The organism is Vibrio sp. 10N.247.311.47 (assembly GCF_041467535.1).
Taxonomy (GTDB): Bacteria; Pseudomonadota; Gammaproteobacteria; order Enterobacterales; family Vibrionaceae; genus Vibrio; species Vibrio crassostreae_C.
The window spans coordinates 13,298-28,121 of record NZ_JBFSUR010000005.1 but is presented as its reverse complement, the minus strand read 5'-3'; the positions used below and the strand labels follow the sequence as shown (position 1 = coordinate 28,121).

10 protein-coding genes and 5 pseudogenes are annotated in these 14,824 nt (G+C 38.5%); 5 read left to right on the top strand and 10 right to left on the bottom strand.

Annotated features, from left to right (window positions below; translation table 11 throughout):
* Positions 1-67: 67 nt before the first annotated feature.
* Complete coding sequence (locus AB6E51_RS04845) at positions 68-1,324, top strand: TolC family protein (protein WP_162299043.1); 1,257 nt, start codon at positions 68-70, stop codon at positions 1,322-1,324.
* Positions 1,325-1,420: 96 nt separating this feature from the next.
* Here the strand turns inward: AB6E51_RS04845 and AB6E51_RS04840 are convergent.
* Positions 1,421-2,031 (bottom strand): annotated as a pseudogene (locus tag AB6E51_RS04840) (hypothetical protein).
* Positions 2,032-2,198: 167 nt separating this feature from the next.
* Positions 2,199-3,059: a LysR family transcriptional regulator gene (locus AB6E51_RS04835; protein ID WP_235612483.1), complete on the bottom strand. Its 861-nt coding sequence runs from the start codon at positions 3,057-3,059 to the stop codon at positions 2,199-2,201.
* Between the two features lie 135 nt (positions 3,060-3,194).
* Between AB6E51_RS04835 and AB6E51_RS04830 the strand changes: the two genes are divergently transcribed.
* Both AB6E51_RS04830 and AB6E51_RS04825 read left to right on the top strand, forming a co-directional pair.
* Positions 3,195-4,712, top strand: coding sequence for an arylsulfatase (locus AB6E51_RS04830; RefSeq protein ID WP_102333157.1), 1,518 nt, complete (start codon positions 3,195-3,197; stop codon positions 4,710-4,712).
* A 54-nt stretch (positions 4,713-4,766) separates the two neighbouring features.
* Entirely contained in the window at positions 4,767-6,062 is a 1,296-nt protein-coding gene (locus AB6E51_RS04825) for an anaerobic sulfatase maturase (RefSeq protein WP_102333156.1), read from the top strand.
* Between the two features lie 631 nt (positions 6,063-6,693).
* Here the strand turns inward: AB6E51_RS04825 and AB6E51_RS04820 are convergent.
* Both AB6E51_RS04820 and AB6E51_RS04815 read right to left on the bottom strand, forming a co-directional pair.
* Positions 6,694-7,835, bottom strand: a pseudogene (locus AB6E51_RS04820) (IS4 family transposase).
* A 148-nt stretch (positions 7,836-7,983) separates the two neighbouring features.
* Positions 7,984-8,531 (bottom strand): annotated as a pseudogene (locus tag AB6E51_RS04815) (transposase); the annotation flags it as partial.
* A gap of 253 nt (positions 8,532-8,784) precedes the next feature.
* Between AB6E51_RS04815 and AB6E51_RS04810 the strand changes: the two are divergent.
* Entirely contained in the window at positions 8,785-9,486 is a 702-nt protein-coding gene (locus AB6E51_RS04810) for an EAL domain-containing protein (RefSeq protein WP_102333155.1), read from the top strand.
* A 12-nt stretch (positions 9,487-9,498) separates the two neighbouring features.
* Here the strand turns inward: AB6E51_RS04810 and AB6E51_RS04805 are convergent, their stop codons facing one another.
* From AB6E51_RS04805 to AB6E51_RS04780, 6 genes and pseudogenes are all read right to left on the bottom strand, one after another.
* Entirely contained in the window at positions 9,499-10,443 is a 945-nt protein-coding gene (locus tag AB6E51_RS04805) for a helix-turn-helix domain-containing protein (RefSeq protein WP_102333154.1), read from the bottom strand.
* Between the two features lie 106 nt (positions 10,444-10,549).
* Positions 10,550-11,197 (bottom strand): annotated as a pseudogene (locus AB6E51_RS04800) (transposase).
* A 262-nt stretch (positions 11,198-11,459) separates the two neighbouring features.
* Positions 11,460-11,729: an Lpp/OprI family alanine-zipper lipoprotein gene (locus tag AB6E51_RS04795; RefSeq protein ID WP_102333153.1), complete on the bottom strand. Its 270-nt coding sequence runs from the start codon at positions 11,727-11,729 to the stop codon at positions 11,460-11,462.
* Positions 11,730-12,050: 321 nt separating this feature from the next.
* Positions 12,051-12,356 (bottom strand): hypothetical protein, encoded by a 306-nt coding sequence (locus AB6E51_RS04790; RefSeq protein WP_102333152.1) that lies wholly within the window; start codon positions 12,354-12,356, stop codon positions 12,051-12,053.
* A gap of 377 nt (positions 12,357-12,733) precedes the next feature.
* A complete protein-coding gene (locus AB6E51_RS04785) occupies positions 12,734-13,351 on the bottom strand; it encodes a response regulator transcription factor (RefSeq protein ID WP_102333151.1) in 618 nt (205 codons plus the stop codon).
* Between the two features lie 408 nt (positions 13,352-13,759).
* Positions 13,760-13,945: a hypothetical protein gene (locus tag AB6E51_RS04780; protein ID WP_102333150.1), complete on the bottom strand. Its 186-nt coding sequence runs from the start codon at positions 13,943-13,945 to the stop codon at positions 13,760-13,762.
* Positions 13,946-14,246: 301 nt separating this feature from the next.
* On the opposite strand from AB6E51_RS04780, the pseudogene AB6E51_RS04775 reads away from it, so the two are divergent.
* Positions 14,247-14,808 (top strand): annotated as a pseudogene (locus tag AB6E51_RS04775) (transposase); the annotation flags it as partial.
* Between the last annotated feature and the right edge of the window lie 16 nt (positions 14,809-14,824).

Genomic DNA, 14,824 nt, shown 5'->3' with positions numbered 1-14,824 from the left:
TTTATTGCTTATCATTGGTTGTAGTAATATTAAAAGTAATTACTTTGATTACGAAAAAAAAACGAAGGTGGAAAATGAACAGGGTGATTGGTTATATGATATAGAAGAATCTAATTTGTTAACTGCCCCTTACCTTAATGAATTGTTAGCTAGTGTCATTATCAATAATTTCGAGTTAAACTTAGCTATACTAGACATCAAAAAAGGGGAACTAAATACAAAAAAGAAAGATGATGAACAGGGTGTTCAGATGAATATTAATGTTAGTTCTTCTCATTCAAAATATTTGGACCACGGAGATGAATCTAGTGGTAACTATAGTACCTCTTTTGGTTTGTCTTATGATGTTGATTTTTTTGGTAAAAAAAATATTGAAGATAAGTTGATGTCGATAGACCAAGAGTTATCGTTTTTAGACTTTTTAGGCCTTAAGAATGACATAACCACTTTAGTTATTAACGAGTATGTGTCAATATCTTCTAACAAGTTGAAGCTCGATGTATATAAAAGAATCAAAGATATCCGTATTGATATCTTGAAAATTGAAAGGGAACGATTAGACTCTGGCGTTTCTGTTGGTTCTGAGGTCCTGTCCGCTCAACAATCTTTAGACTCCGCGGTGGCTATAATTGAAAATATCAAGGAAGAAATTTTCAATTCAGTTAACAGAATTGAATTTTTTTCTGGGAATACTGAATTTATCGATATAATTAAAATTAGCGAAGTTGATGTCATAAATTTACCTGACGTGACATTTTCTGATTTGCCAAAATTCGCAGGTACACATCATAGCGTATTAGGTTCTATGCTTCAAATTAAATCTAGTGAACTAAATTTCGAACTTGAAGAAGTTGCCTGGTATCCACAATTTTCGATATCTGGGAGCATTGGTACTCAAGGTGAAAAACTGCGTGAAATTTTTGAAAATCCGTTTGGTTCTATGTCTTCATTATTGATTTTTCCTGTTATTGAGTGGCATAAGCGGACTACTAATATGGGCTTAGTTAATGCTGATTTAACAACGGCACATTTAAATTATGAAAATGTAATTAGTTCGGTCGTAGACGTTATGAACAGTTCTTTAATTAATCTATATGCAGCGCAAAGGCATTATGAAATTAGTCAAATTGAGTTATCGACAGCTAGGTTGACTAGATATTACAGTTTGAATAATTATAACGCAGGCTTTACATCAAAGTATGCAGATCTTCTTACAGAATTTGATTTTCTGAATTCCAAATTGACTGAAATCGATGCTCAGTATAATTTAGTGACTGCAAAAGTTGAGTTATGTTCAGCACTCGATTATCGTGGTTGTCTTTGATTGTCTTTGATTGTCTTTGATTGTCTTTGATTGTCTTTGATTGTCTTTGAGGCGTAATTAAATTTAGAGCTAATGCCACCCTGTTTCGGGCATTTCTTAGTTAATACGATAAGTTTCAGGCATACCTAACCCAGTAAGCTTGTTCAACGCTTTTATCATCGCGTAAGTTTCACCTACTTGTGCATTGTAATTTCTTAAACTTAAACGACCACCAAGCAACTGTTTAACTCGATATATCGCTGTTTCTGAGAGGGAGCGTTTGTGGTAACTATAACGCTCTTTCCAATACTCATTAGAGCCATATAACTTCTGGTTACCTACTGTGAGATTTCGGGGATGACCCCGCTCCCAGAAAGTAGCCCCTTCTCTTGGAGGAATAAGCGCAACGGCTCGCTTAATCTTAATCGCATCGTGGCAGGCTCTCGTTTTTGTCTTAAATGTGACCTCAACTTGCTTTTGTGTTCGGCTAACAAAAGTGTTGTATTTAATACTAAACGGAATATGAACCTAAACATCGAGTCGGTGAATCATTGCGGCGTTCTCGGTGGTATAGAAAATGCTCGTTTTCCCATACCCCTGAGGGCAGTCGTGAAGGCTAAGTCACTGAATCGACTCGCCACTTACCCCCAAAATAGCAGAGAACCGCGGTTAATGAGAAATTGGTTGTATTGCTTCCAGTTGGTTTTTTTGTAAAGAGATTTAGGAATAAGATTATGAATGGAATTAGCTAATCAGCTCTTATGTTATGGATCTAGTTTGGATTACGCAACAAAGCAAATTGAATCAGGCTCTAAATACTTGTTTGTTCGTTGTAATATAGTTTGTCAGTTTCTGTGAGGAAGTTCATTTAACTATGTCGTCATGTGCCGAAATATTACAATGCCAAAGGGACGGAGTTAAAGTTGTTGATTTGCATCTTAATGTGTTCGCGTAACTTCATATGAGCGGGGTTATGCGTATCACGTTTATGATAGATGAGTTTATAAGGAATTTCGTAAATATCGATGGGGCATTCGATTATTTGTAGATCGAGACTCTTGCTCCACTTTGTTGCAAATGATTTGGACATGAGCCCTAAGTAATCATGTAGCGCGACGTTCATTGCCATCCCTGCCAGCGAGCAAGTAACTACACCGGTTTTACGCTCTTGCATCGCTTCTTTAGCTAGTTGCTCAAAACCGGTAGCGTTTTGCCACCTTCCAGAAAACAAACAATGAGTTTCATTGTAAAACTCTTGTTTGGTTAGCGAACCCTGAATTCGAGGGTGTTTACCACGACAAATAACTACAGCAGGCTCTTGGTAAGCTTCTTCGATAACAAACGCAGGGTCTTTGGTGGTCACTGTATCTACGATTAGGTCCATTTCCTGACGTCTAAGTTGCTCAAATAAAAAGCATTTTTCCGGGGGGGATTCGTGTAATACTGCGCCATTTAGTGATTTGATTTTGTGCAAAATAGATTCTGAGCAATACACTTCAAATACTTTTTCTTCTAATACTGCGCTTTCGATAATGTTAATGGCTTGTTGAAATTGAGGGACCAGTTGATACGCTGTTGAAGTCAGCGTGATACCTCTGCCTTTCTTTACAAACAGTTGTTTATTTCCTACTTGTTGTTCTAGGCGCTTCATCGATGCGCTGACTGCAGGCTGCGTAAGTTGCAGATGCTCTGCTGCTTTAGTGTAAGATTGGAGATCCGCTACGACAAGAAAGGTTTGAATTAGGTTTAAGTCCATTATCGTTCTCATAAATTGAATTTATACATTAACAAAATTGCACTATATTTATCTCGTTTACTTGTTAGTTTAACCTAACCTGTATGGGAGTTTAAGATGAACTTCCTATAATTTCTGAGAATTAATGGAGATGGTATGAAAAAGGCAACCAAAGAAAAAGGGAGAAGACTGGTGCTTAACGCCTGTACGCTCGCGTTAGGTGCTGCTTCTGCTACCGCAAACGCGGCTGACAAACCCAACATCTTGGTGATATTTGGCGACGATGTAGGTTACTGGAATTTAAGTTCGTATAACCAAAATATGTTAGCTTACAATACGCCAAACATCGACACTCTTGCTCAAGAGGGCGCTAAGTTTACAAACTTTTACGCACAGCAAAGCTCTACCGCTGGCCGCTCTGCTTTTATTACAGGCCAAATGCCTAAGCGTACTGGCTTATCAAAAGTCGGTTTACCTGGTGCGGTTGAAGGTATCTCTAAAGAAGATCCAACCATCGCTACCATTTTAAAACAGATGGGTTACGCGACAGGTCAATTTGGTAAAAACCATCTAGGTGACCGAGATGAACATCTTCCAACAGCCCACGGTTTCGATGAGTTTTTCGGTAACCTGTACCATCTGAATGCGGAAGAAGAGCCAGAAAACGTGGATTACCCAACGGACCTTGAGTTCAAGAAGAAGTTTGGTCCACGCGGCGTTATCCACTCGTACGCTGACGGAAAAATTGAAGATACAGGCCCTCTAACACGTAAGCGCATGGAAAACATTGATGGCGAATTCCTCGACGCAGCTGAAAGCTTCATTGAAAAACAAGTCAAAGCAGATAAACCGTTCTTTACTTGGTTCAACGCCACTCGTATGCACAACTTCACTCATCTACCAGAAGAGTACAAGGGTAAAACAGGTGCGGGTTTCTACGCTGATGGTGTGAAGCAACACGATGACCAAATTGGTGATCTACTAAATAAAATAAAGGAATTGGGTGTTGATGACAACACCATCATCGTTTATACCACAGATAACGGTCCTATGATCAACTTGTGGCCAGATGCGGGGATGACGCCATTCCGCTCTGAGAAAAACACGGGGTGGGAAGGTGCTTTCCGTGTGCCTATGTTGATCAAGTGGCCTGGTAAGATAGAAGCGGGTAAAACGTTCAATGGTATGATGTCTCTAGAAGATTTTTTTCCAACGTTAGTCGCGGCCGCTGGTAACGATAAAGTGACTGATGAGTTGCTTAAGGGAAAAAAAGTTGGTGATATGAACTACAAAGTTCACTTGGATGGATACAACCAGCTACCTTACCTAATAGGTAAAACAGATAAGTCTGCGCGTAATGAGTTCGTCTATTGGAGTGATGACGGCGATCTACTCGCTTTACGTCAAGGTAAGTATAAGTTCCATTTCTTGATTCAAGAGAATGAAACTGGTTTAGATATTTGGAAGAAACCATTTACTAAACTGCGCGTTCCGCAGTTCTATGACTTAAGCATCGACCCATTCGAACGTGGTGACACAGGTATGGGTTACGACCGTTGGATGTACGAACGTACGTTCTTAGTTATGCCTGCAATTGCGAAGGTTAAAGAAGTTATGGACACCTTTATGGAGTACCCTCCTCGAATGGAAGCTGCTTCATTTGTTCCTAAGTAACGTATAATTACAAGTGGCGCTCATAGGGGTGCCACAATCCGAAGAGAGATATGCATGAGCAAAACTTCCCCACGTCACTCTACCACTATGCCAATTGTGCCAATGAAAACGGCGTTTAAATCCTTACAAGGAAATGAACGTCGGTTCCACGTGATGGCAAAACCCGGCGGTGCAAAATGTAACATTGACTGCCAATATTGCTTTTATTTACATAAAGAAAACCTGCTTCATCAACCAAAGCAACCTAAAATGGATGATGAAACATTAGAATTATTTATTAAGAGTTATATTGAGAGTCAAGACGGAGAGCAAATCGTATTTTCTTGGCAGGGCGGTGAACCAACACTGCTTGGATTAGACTACTTCCGCAAAGTGGTTAAGCTACAAAAGAAATACCAGCCAGAAGGCATACGTATTGAAAACGATCTACAGACCAATGGCATTCTACTTAATGATGAGTGGTGTGAGTTCTTACATGTGAATAACTTTTTAGTTGGATTGTCGATTGATGGTCCACAAGAGCTGCATGACAAATATCGCAAAACTCGTAGCGGTAAGCCTACTTTCCATTTGGTAATGAAAGCAGTTGAAAAACTGCAGCAACGTCAGGTGCGATTCAACGCTTTGGTGACGGTAAATCGCCACAACGTGAAGTATCCATTGGAGATCTACCGTTTCCTTACCCGCGATCTTGGTGTGGCTTATATCCAGTTAGCACCTGTGGTCGAGCCAAATGATTTTCATACGACCGCACCACAGTTCTGGAATGAACAGATGATCCCAGAGCTGGGGAGTGAGTTAGCTAAACCGGGACATCCAATGTCAGTTGTCACTGATTGGTCAGTTGATCCTGATGATTGGGGGGAATTTCTTAGCACCATGTTTGTCGAATGGGTCAACAATGACTTAGGTCAAGTGCTGGTCAACCTATTTGAAACTGCTGTCGCTCAAGTGATGGAAAAGCCTTCTCAGCTTTGTATTACCGCAGAATTCTGTGGCAAAGGCTTAGCGATTGAACATAACGGTGATGTATATAGCTGTGACCATTATGTGTATCCCGAATACAAGTTGTCGAACATTCACGACCAAACGTTGAATGAAATGGTATTTTCTACTCGACAGTTTACTTTTGGTATGGCAAAGCGTGACTCACTACCAGAATATTGTAAGCAGTGTCCCTACCTAAAATATTGTTGGGGCGAATGCCCGAAAAACCGTTTAATCATGACCCCTGACGGTGAACAAGGGCTTAATTACCTTTGTTCTGGTATCCGCCGATTCTTCGATGATACATTGCCTATGTTGGTTGGTTTATCGCAGATCTTGCAAAAGCAAAACAGTAAATATTAAGTATAGTTGGTCATTAAGTATATTTTGCAGTTGAGCATAGTGTGAATTTAGCAAATCTTTACGTTGTTATTTATCTGGATTATTTAATTATTGCTTAGCCAATTTTTAACTCAATGTATTATATTTTTTTATAGTAAAGGTTTTTGGACAGTCGGTAGTTTTTTAATCTTATTGGAGTATTCTAACTTTTGACAGAAAATTAGGAGATTTCTTGTATTACTACGATCTCGAAGGTTGCTCAATAGCTTGCTAGTTGAGTCGGACAGAGGACTTGCACAAGGTCCTTTTGGGATGGCTATTTTGGCCCTTTGATGCCATAAAACAGTATCTGAATACCATTAGTTGTTGTTAGTTATTTTATTTAAGCCATTGAACTAAAAGTTTGATTAACGTCACTTACGCTGAATCCCACCGGTAGTTCTGACCTTCTTGTTTGCCGGCGCAATAGCGGCTATTCTTTTACCATGTCGCTTTATCTTAGGTTTAGGCTGTCGTTTTTATAATATTATTGTTTAATTCTGTCTAAAGATAGGTCGGTCTGTTCTGTATTTTTTATCAATACAGTAAGTTTTCAGGTATACCAAGCTTGTAAGCTTATTCAGTGCTTTACTCAAGGCACTGACGGATCTCTTCATAATTTCCCTAGTCCTGCGTTGTGTGTGAGCCTTTGATATTCGAACATTCCCCATTGATATTGGATTCATTAATTTGATATCGCCGATGATTTCGTACCTCTCTCCCTAGACGAGGTATGGATAGAACTCGGCGGTGTTTAATGCTGTTGGCTTGGAAGTCAAAATGCCATTTGGCCTGTACTGCAATTAGGCCATTCCATCACATCAAGATTTCAGCGAGCAACGCAATAAGAAGCTGGATATCCAATCGCTTAGTACCGCGAGTTCTGTTGTGACGAAGTGCGATTCCATAGGCGGTACTCTTAGATCGCGGAATGCCTCTTCTATCTGCATACGCTTGGTGTACAGATTGGTAATTTGTACTTCATTTAAGATATGTCGAGGGACATTAGTCGCGAGTAGCCACGGCTCCTTTGCACTGCGTTGATAGAGATATGTAGCGGAGTGTTTTTGGCTGGTTCTGCTATGGCGCTGGGCTTTTCTGCCTTTTTCTAATCCCTTATAAACATAGGCTTCACAAGATATCGGTGATCTCTTTGCTAATAAGCAGTGGCCAATATATTTGGGTTTATGGACAGCGTTTGGATAAAAGGTTTTATTTGAGGCCCAAGGTTTTTGAGGTTGTTTGATTGATACTTCACCTCGGACACGACCTAACCAAAACCAACTTTTCTCCTGTACTTGGCGGAACCAAGTATTTCTAAAACCCGCATCAGAAATGATGATTGGACTGATTTTATTCGGCAAAACACTTTGCAATTTATCGAGGAATGTTTGGTGACTTTTCGGTGAATTGTATTGGCCATACTCAAAAACTTGTTCAAAGATTGTGATGGCTCGACCATCAAGTGCAACGGATGTACTTAACGTCATATAACAACAAAGTTGTTCACGAACATCAGACCAATCAACAAGGATGACAAGGCATGGGTTAGCCCCCGTTATTAAGTAGGCATGCCATTTATAGATAAGGTCTTTTTCACGATGTAGTTTCCAGTTTTCGACCTAGTTTAGTCAGCGTTGAGTCTGAACCGTCAAGTACACTTTTTGTAGCAAGTATCAGAGAACTCGAGCGTTTTTTGTGAATGGAGGGGCATTGGTCTTGTATGGTTTGTTGTAGAATCTGAATGTCGCGCATTGTTAACCCACTTGTTCGAAATGTGTGTTCAGCGATATTCATTAGATCAAAGACGGCGATGCGCGTCTACCTCATTGTTTTTACGCCTGATTATGAGGGGATTCGCAAGCTCAAGGCGTAAGTTTCCACCACGGGGCATTGTGATTTTTCTAAAACTTAAACAACCTCCAAGCAACTGTTTAACTTTGTACATTACTGTTTCTGAAAGTGAGCGTTTGTAGCAACCATACCGATGTTTCCAATACTCATTTGAGCTGTATAATTTTTTGCAGCCTACTGTGAGGTTTCCGGGACGAATACATTCCCATAAGTGCCCCTTGCCTTGGAATAATAATCGTAACAAGACGCTTAATCCTAATGGCATCGAGATAGGCTCTTGTACCATAAGCGCAATCATCAGGTACCTCAAAGATGCTTCGGCGGTTTTGTTTTAAGCAAGAACCAACATGCTTTGTTCTTGGCTGAATACAAGTGTGTGCGGACAATTTAGTGGAACATGGGCTAGCCTAAATATCGAGTAGATGAATACTTCAGCGCTCTCGGTGGCATAGAAAACACTCGTTTCACCATGAACACTATTGTGTGGCTAAATCACAGAATCGACGCGACCTCCTACGCTTCAATTTAGTCATTTACCGCGTGTTCATCAACCCAAAAGGTCAGAGAACTGCGGTAATTGAGTGAACGGTTGTACAGGTTGTTTTGAAAAGAAGCTTAGGCATGAGGCTACAAGAGGTAGCGGACGTAGCTGTTCAGATCGTAGGTTATGGATTTAGTTGCACTGAATCACGTAATAAAGTCCGCTCTACCTCTAAGTGAAGTCACGCTACAGAGTCGTATTCGGATGTTTATAGGTTGTTAGCATTTTTGCTTGAGTGGGTTTTGATATGATAACGTAATTTTCACTTCCGCCGGGTAAAGTTAATGGTTTAATTTGCAAGGGGTTGGAATGTTTTTATATGATGGTGTGGAGGTTAATATTGTTTATCAACCTAAGTATTGCTTGATAAATAACAAGGTAAGTGGGTTGGAAGCACTGACTAGAACGTTTGAGGGCGGTTTGAAGATTGATCATGAATTGTATTTGTCGAATTTAAATAATAGGTGTTTAATAAATGATTATACAATTTTATTTATTGAAAGTTCATTTTTAGAGTTAAATAGAAATGACTTACTTGATGTTGAGGTATCATTTAATATATATTCAAATCAATTGTTAGATGATGTTTTCGTCTCTAAAATGTTAAGCGTTAGAAAATGTTATAAAGGCATTGTTACATTGGAGATTTCTGAGAAGGAAGCTGTGGATTCTTTAAGGCTACGGGAAGTGGTCATGAAGTTGAAATGTCATAATATTAAAATATCATTAGATGATTTTGCAAAAGATTCGGCAACTATATGTAATCTTTTGAGTGTTGACTATGATGAGGTTAAAGTTGATAAATCCTTAATCGATATGTTAGACGCAGAAAAGACAAAAATGTTTATTAAAATGTTAGTTGGGTTTGCTTCGGATGTTAATTTAAAGTTGGTTGCGGAAGGGGTCGAATCTCAATGCCAAGTGCAAACGTTAAAAGAGTTGGGTGTTGATTTTGTGCAAGGGTACTTTTTCGCTAAGCCCACTTCAGCTTGCGAGCTAGCGTTGGTATAGATTATATCTGTATTATTTTAGATATTTTATTTCTATTTTGTTATCAAGCGAACTGTAGATCGCTTCAAAGATGGGTATTTGTTGGACCATTTTATTAAAGGGTATTAGTATGCCGACCCATTTGTAAGTCTTATTGAAGTGCTTTAAGCCACTTTTAGATTCATCCCCAAAGTTGGTGACGGTACCTTCAAGTGATTCTAGATACTCTTTGAAAGCCGTGCGAGATGTTTGTATATATATATACTCTGCAGTGAAGTTTCTTTCTAAGCAGAATGATATGCTCTCTAATATGCTAGAGCAAAATATTGTTGTTGATGAGGAATAAGTGCTTGGTGTGGAAAGTACATTATCATGTACTAAGTTATTCTGCATAATGCGTGGCCTATTTTTGTTGACCTTGATTAGCTCGCGTAACGTAGTTAGATAAATTACATGATGCGCTCGAAGTTCGCCTTCACAATTATGATATTCAAGAAGTAAATAGTTTGAATTGTCAGGGTTGATTAGTTTTTGAAAGTCATTGTACCGTTGTTCTCCCCATTCACGCATTAATATCTTGCTTATTTTAGGGTCGGCATGCTGTGGGGTTGTTATAGCATTACAGTTTGTTGAATAGTTTAGTTCATAATGAAATTCACTTATTTCCTCTGTTAGGTCGGAATGACTTACATTAGGAAACCTTTTATCAAATAATCTTTGTTCAATGTCTGCCTTTGATTTCATTAATGTCAGGCCTGCAGCTTCCCTTGCTATTGATAGCGCATCCTTTAGCGATGAATTAATTAACATTATTTGTATTTGTCTTTGGGTTGATGGTACCGTGCGGCCATTCTCCCAGCGTGAATAAGTACCTTTATCTAATCTTTCAAAGCTTGGATGTGTGGATAACAGGTCTATCATGTCTGTTTGACTAAGGTTTTTCCCTTGCCTCGTTTTCTTTAATAATTCTTTAAACATTGATTCTTCTCTTTGGTTAGATGCGTGCTTTAAAATTCTAATGCTTTCTAGTGGCGTTGTTGATCAAATTAGGTAAGGAATGCAGTTCCTCTGCATTATCTAGCTGTTAGTTTATAATAGGTATACCTAATCCTAGGGCGTTGTTCAATACTAACTATGACCTCTCCAATTTGGGAGTTGTAACATATCAAGCTCAATGTATCGATAGTCAGCCCCTTATATAGAGACAACGGTCGTGATATAAGGGCAGTTTTGCACTAAGCTAACTTATCGTTTTTGAGCGTTTCAACGGCTTCATTTCCTTTGCTGGGTTCAGTAATATCGGATGAACTCTACTGAACCAACGTTAACAAGACTTACTCAGCACTAATCACATTATGGGTATCAATATCAATCGCAGGGTAAAGTGCAATTTACTCCAAGTCCTAACTTTTCAGCTTCAGGTATTTTAATTTTCTATTCACCTTCCCCAAAGGCTTTCAGGCCTGTTGAATCTATCGCGATGTGTCGAATTGGACCTTTGGAACTGTTCCTATATTTAACCGCTTACTTACGCTTGTGTAATCAAAAATGGGGCGTCAACCAATGATCAATGCAAATATAGAGTCTATAAAGCCTTGAGGCACGCGTAAGTGTAAGGCGGCGTTAAAACGGTTTCGATGTGAGCATCAGAAAACGGAAAGCCTCTACTTCGTTTGTATAGAGTTTTATTATATTCACTCCGGTCAGTTATTTTCTTTTTTGACTTTCCTATGTCGCTACTATTACATCAACTACATGAGGTTAGGTTACAGGATTTAAGAGCGGTTCAACTGATTTAGTATACCAACGTCCTTTCTTGTTATTAATTAACAGTAACATTACTTCGGGAAATAAAGGTGTAAGCAACTGTATGATGTTTATATTCTTGTATATTTTCATAGAGTGTGTTGCTTAATACATAGCTACTTCAGTGAGCGAATGCTTGTGATGCGAATATACACCTCCCCGAGGGAGGTGTAAGCACACTGACTGAACTATTTGTTGCAAGACTGTGTTATGTTGTCGATTCGTTCGTTTGCGCGATCAGCTTCTTCTTGGGCTTCTACTGCTGTGCTTTTAGTTAATTGAGCTTCAGATGTTAGTGTTACTTTTTGCTCCTTAAGGTCTTGTAAATCTTGGTTTAACAGACTTACCTGGTTATTAAGATTGTTTATTTTCGTCATTGTTTCTTCATCTGGACTTGAAGAACAACCTCCGAGTAGAAGTGCTGAAGAAGTTACTGCTGAGACTAGCATTTTATTCATATATATCCTTGAATATAAGTAAATATCAAAACCGATGCGACTTTATCGGTGAGGTTGGCTACACTTGAGATTTGGTCTGTTATGTAGAATTAAAAATAATAATGATTTAATGTAACTTGCACTTGCACTTGCACTTGCACTTGCACTTGCACTTGCACTTGCACAAAAGCCGCAAGACCGATTCTGTTTATATGCGTGATTTATAAAAATAGTTTCAAATTTTGAAGTTCTAGTTTGTGGTTCTTTCCTTAAATTATTTCTTTCTCGGGTTGATCGCTCTCCTATTTAAGGCTTTTAGATTAACGAATTGCGCGTCTATTTCTAAATGTCCAGGAAAATGCTTTCTCTTAATCGCGTGAATTTATCTAAACTTGCTGGCTTATTCCGTAACCGCCACTCATTTTGATAACTACCCGCCACCTCTTGGTAACACAATTTACAACAATGATGCTTTGCAGAAAAGTGTGCTTTGGGGGTTTGCTCAAACTCTTGTTGATGCTTCTTACAGATAATAACAATTGGTGTCCGACTGTTTACATATTGAACAAGAGAGTAATCGTAGTAATTACCCCATTTTGTTATTGCTTTTTTAATAAATGTTCTGTTCGTATCTTTAGGGAAAGGCATATAACTCTTCAATATTTATATCTTAAGAAAAATACATTTTTCTTAAAGTTGGTTAATTCTCAGTCTCATCTAATACTATGGATAATAGCATGAAAAACTAAGATTTCTTCTGATATTCATACATTTTAGCCACCTTTTTTTAAGTCAAAAATCAAAAGTGTAAGATCCAAGATTGCATGTTTTAGATTTATTTGCTTCCAGTGCAAAATTATCAAAAAAAATTCCGTTTCAACTCTTATCTGCAGATTTTCGGTTAGTTTTACAAATTCAAATTTTATTTATAGGTACTATGTTATACAAATCCTGTCAGACGGACAATTAACTTAAACATGATGTATCATAACCAGTTTGTATCATTACTATCACCAAATATAGAATTACAAAAAAATACTAAAAGTTTTTGTGTTCTCTGATTCCGCAAACGTATGTAAAAGCTCAATCAATGAATTTGCATGGTATTTTTTCAAGATTCTCGTTTTATAAGTGCTGACCGTTTTCGCACTTAACGATAACTGTTCAGAAATTCGTTTATTCGAATAACCTTGAGCTAAGTAGTGAAACACTAAAGCCTCTTGTTTTGACAATGCAGGGCTGCTTGAAAACTGTGAATGGTCAAGATCAAATACAGAATAGCCACGAACAATACTAATAATCGCGTCCTTGATTGTGTTCTTACTTCGGTTTTTGTGTAAAAAACCATTGGCACCTAGTTCATAAGCGGCTTTACTCAAGCTAGAGTAATCTTTGGAGGAAACAAAAAGGATCTTCCCTTGATATCCGCTAGCCAAGATGTTTTTAGCTAAACGCATGCCATCTCTATCACCGATAACAACATCTAAAATAATTAAATCAATACTTTGATTGCGAACTAATGCCATTACTTTTGCACAGCTAGTCAATTGTTGTACGTCAACAGTATTTATTACATCAATTACAAGATTAGCAAGTGCTTCACTGTAAAGTGGTTGTGAATCAACAATAAGAACGTTTTTCAAAATCTACCTCATTTGGTCCCAAATTTTATTTGCTCACACCAATAAAACTTCAGTCAATTCCTACAAAAAAGTGAATTGATTTTATCTATTGGCAGTTGAAATAGCGTTGTCATATTGAAATTTACTTAAGTGAAGATGCTAACAGGCTGAAAATGTTAATGTATATCAGAGACGACTTTGTTGCGTGATTCACTGGAACTAAATCCATAACCTACGATCTGTTCAACTACGTCCACTACTTGTCATCACTTGATGCTTGAGTTTCTTTAAAAAACAACCAACTAAAAATAACACACCGTCCTTTGGGAACGATAGATAAGCAGTAAATGGTTAGGTTCAAGTGCGAGAGGTCGCGTCCATTCAGTGACTTAGCCATACCAATAGGTTGTATGGCGAAGCGTGTGTTGTTTAACCCGCTACAGGTTTTTTTTCAGAAAACATCATCAGTATAAAGCGCTGCTCTTCTTCACTTAACGTAATGGCGTTTATTTTCATCTGGTCGCCAATTAATCGTTGAAGTTCACTCCGTTGTAATACGGTTAGTTGATTTAACTGTAACGTTCTTTTTAACTTTTCAAATTTTTTCGATTCCACTTCATTCTCCCTGATAAATAATTGCAATCAAATTCAATATAAAATAATGGGCTTTACTGGTAAGTAAGATTATTCGTAAAAGCATGTAAGCTCTTTCTTGTTTATTGCTTAGATCGATGAATATAAAGAAGCTAGGATTTGCGATAACTACTCCCATTAATCTTGGTTTTGTTGCGTAATTCAGTCGAACTAAATCAAGAACTTACGATCTGATAAGCTACGTCTACGACCTGTTGTAGCCTATGCTAAATTTCTTAACGAAATAATCAGCTTGAAGTACGGCAACCAATTGCTCATTAGCCGCGGGAATCCACGTTGGTTCAGTGATTTATCTATCACGACAGCGCTCATGGTGAAACGAGTTTTTTCTATGCCACCGAGAGCGCTGAAGCATTCATCTACTCGATATTTAGGCTAGCCCATGTTCCACTAAATTGTCCGCACACACTTGTATTCAGTCAAGAACAAAGCATGTTGGTTCTTGCTTAAAACAAACACGCCGAAGCATCTTTGAGGTATCTGGTGATGGCGCTTATGGTGCAAGTGCCTATCACGATGTCATTAGGATTAAGTGTGTTGTTACGATTATTCTTCCAAGGCAAAGGGCACTTATGGGAACGTGCTCGTCCCAGAAATCTCGCAGTAGGTTGAACAAATTATACAGCTCAGCTAAGTATTGGAAATAACGGTATGGTTACCACAAACGCACACTCTCAGAAACTGCGATGTATTGACTTAAACAGTTGCCAGGAGAACGATTGAGCTTAAGAACTACAATGCACCGGTGGGTAACTTACGCGATGACAAAAGCGTTGAACAAGCTCACTGGCTTAAGTATGCCTGCAACTAGTCGTATCGACTAAGAAATACACGAAACAG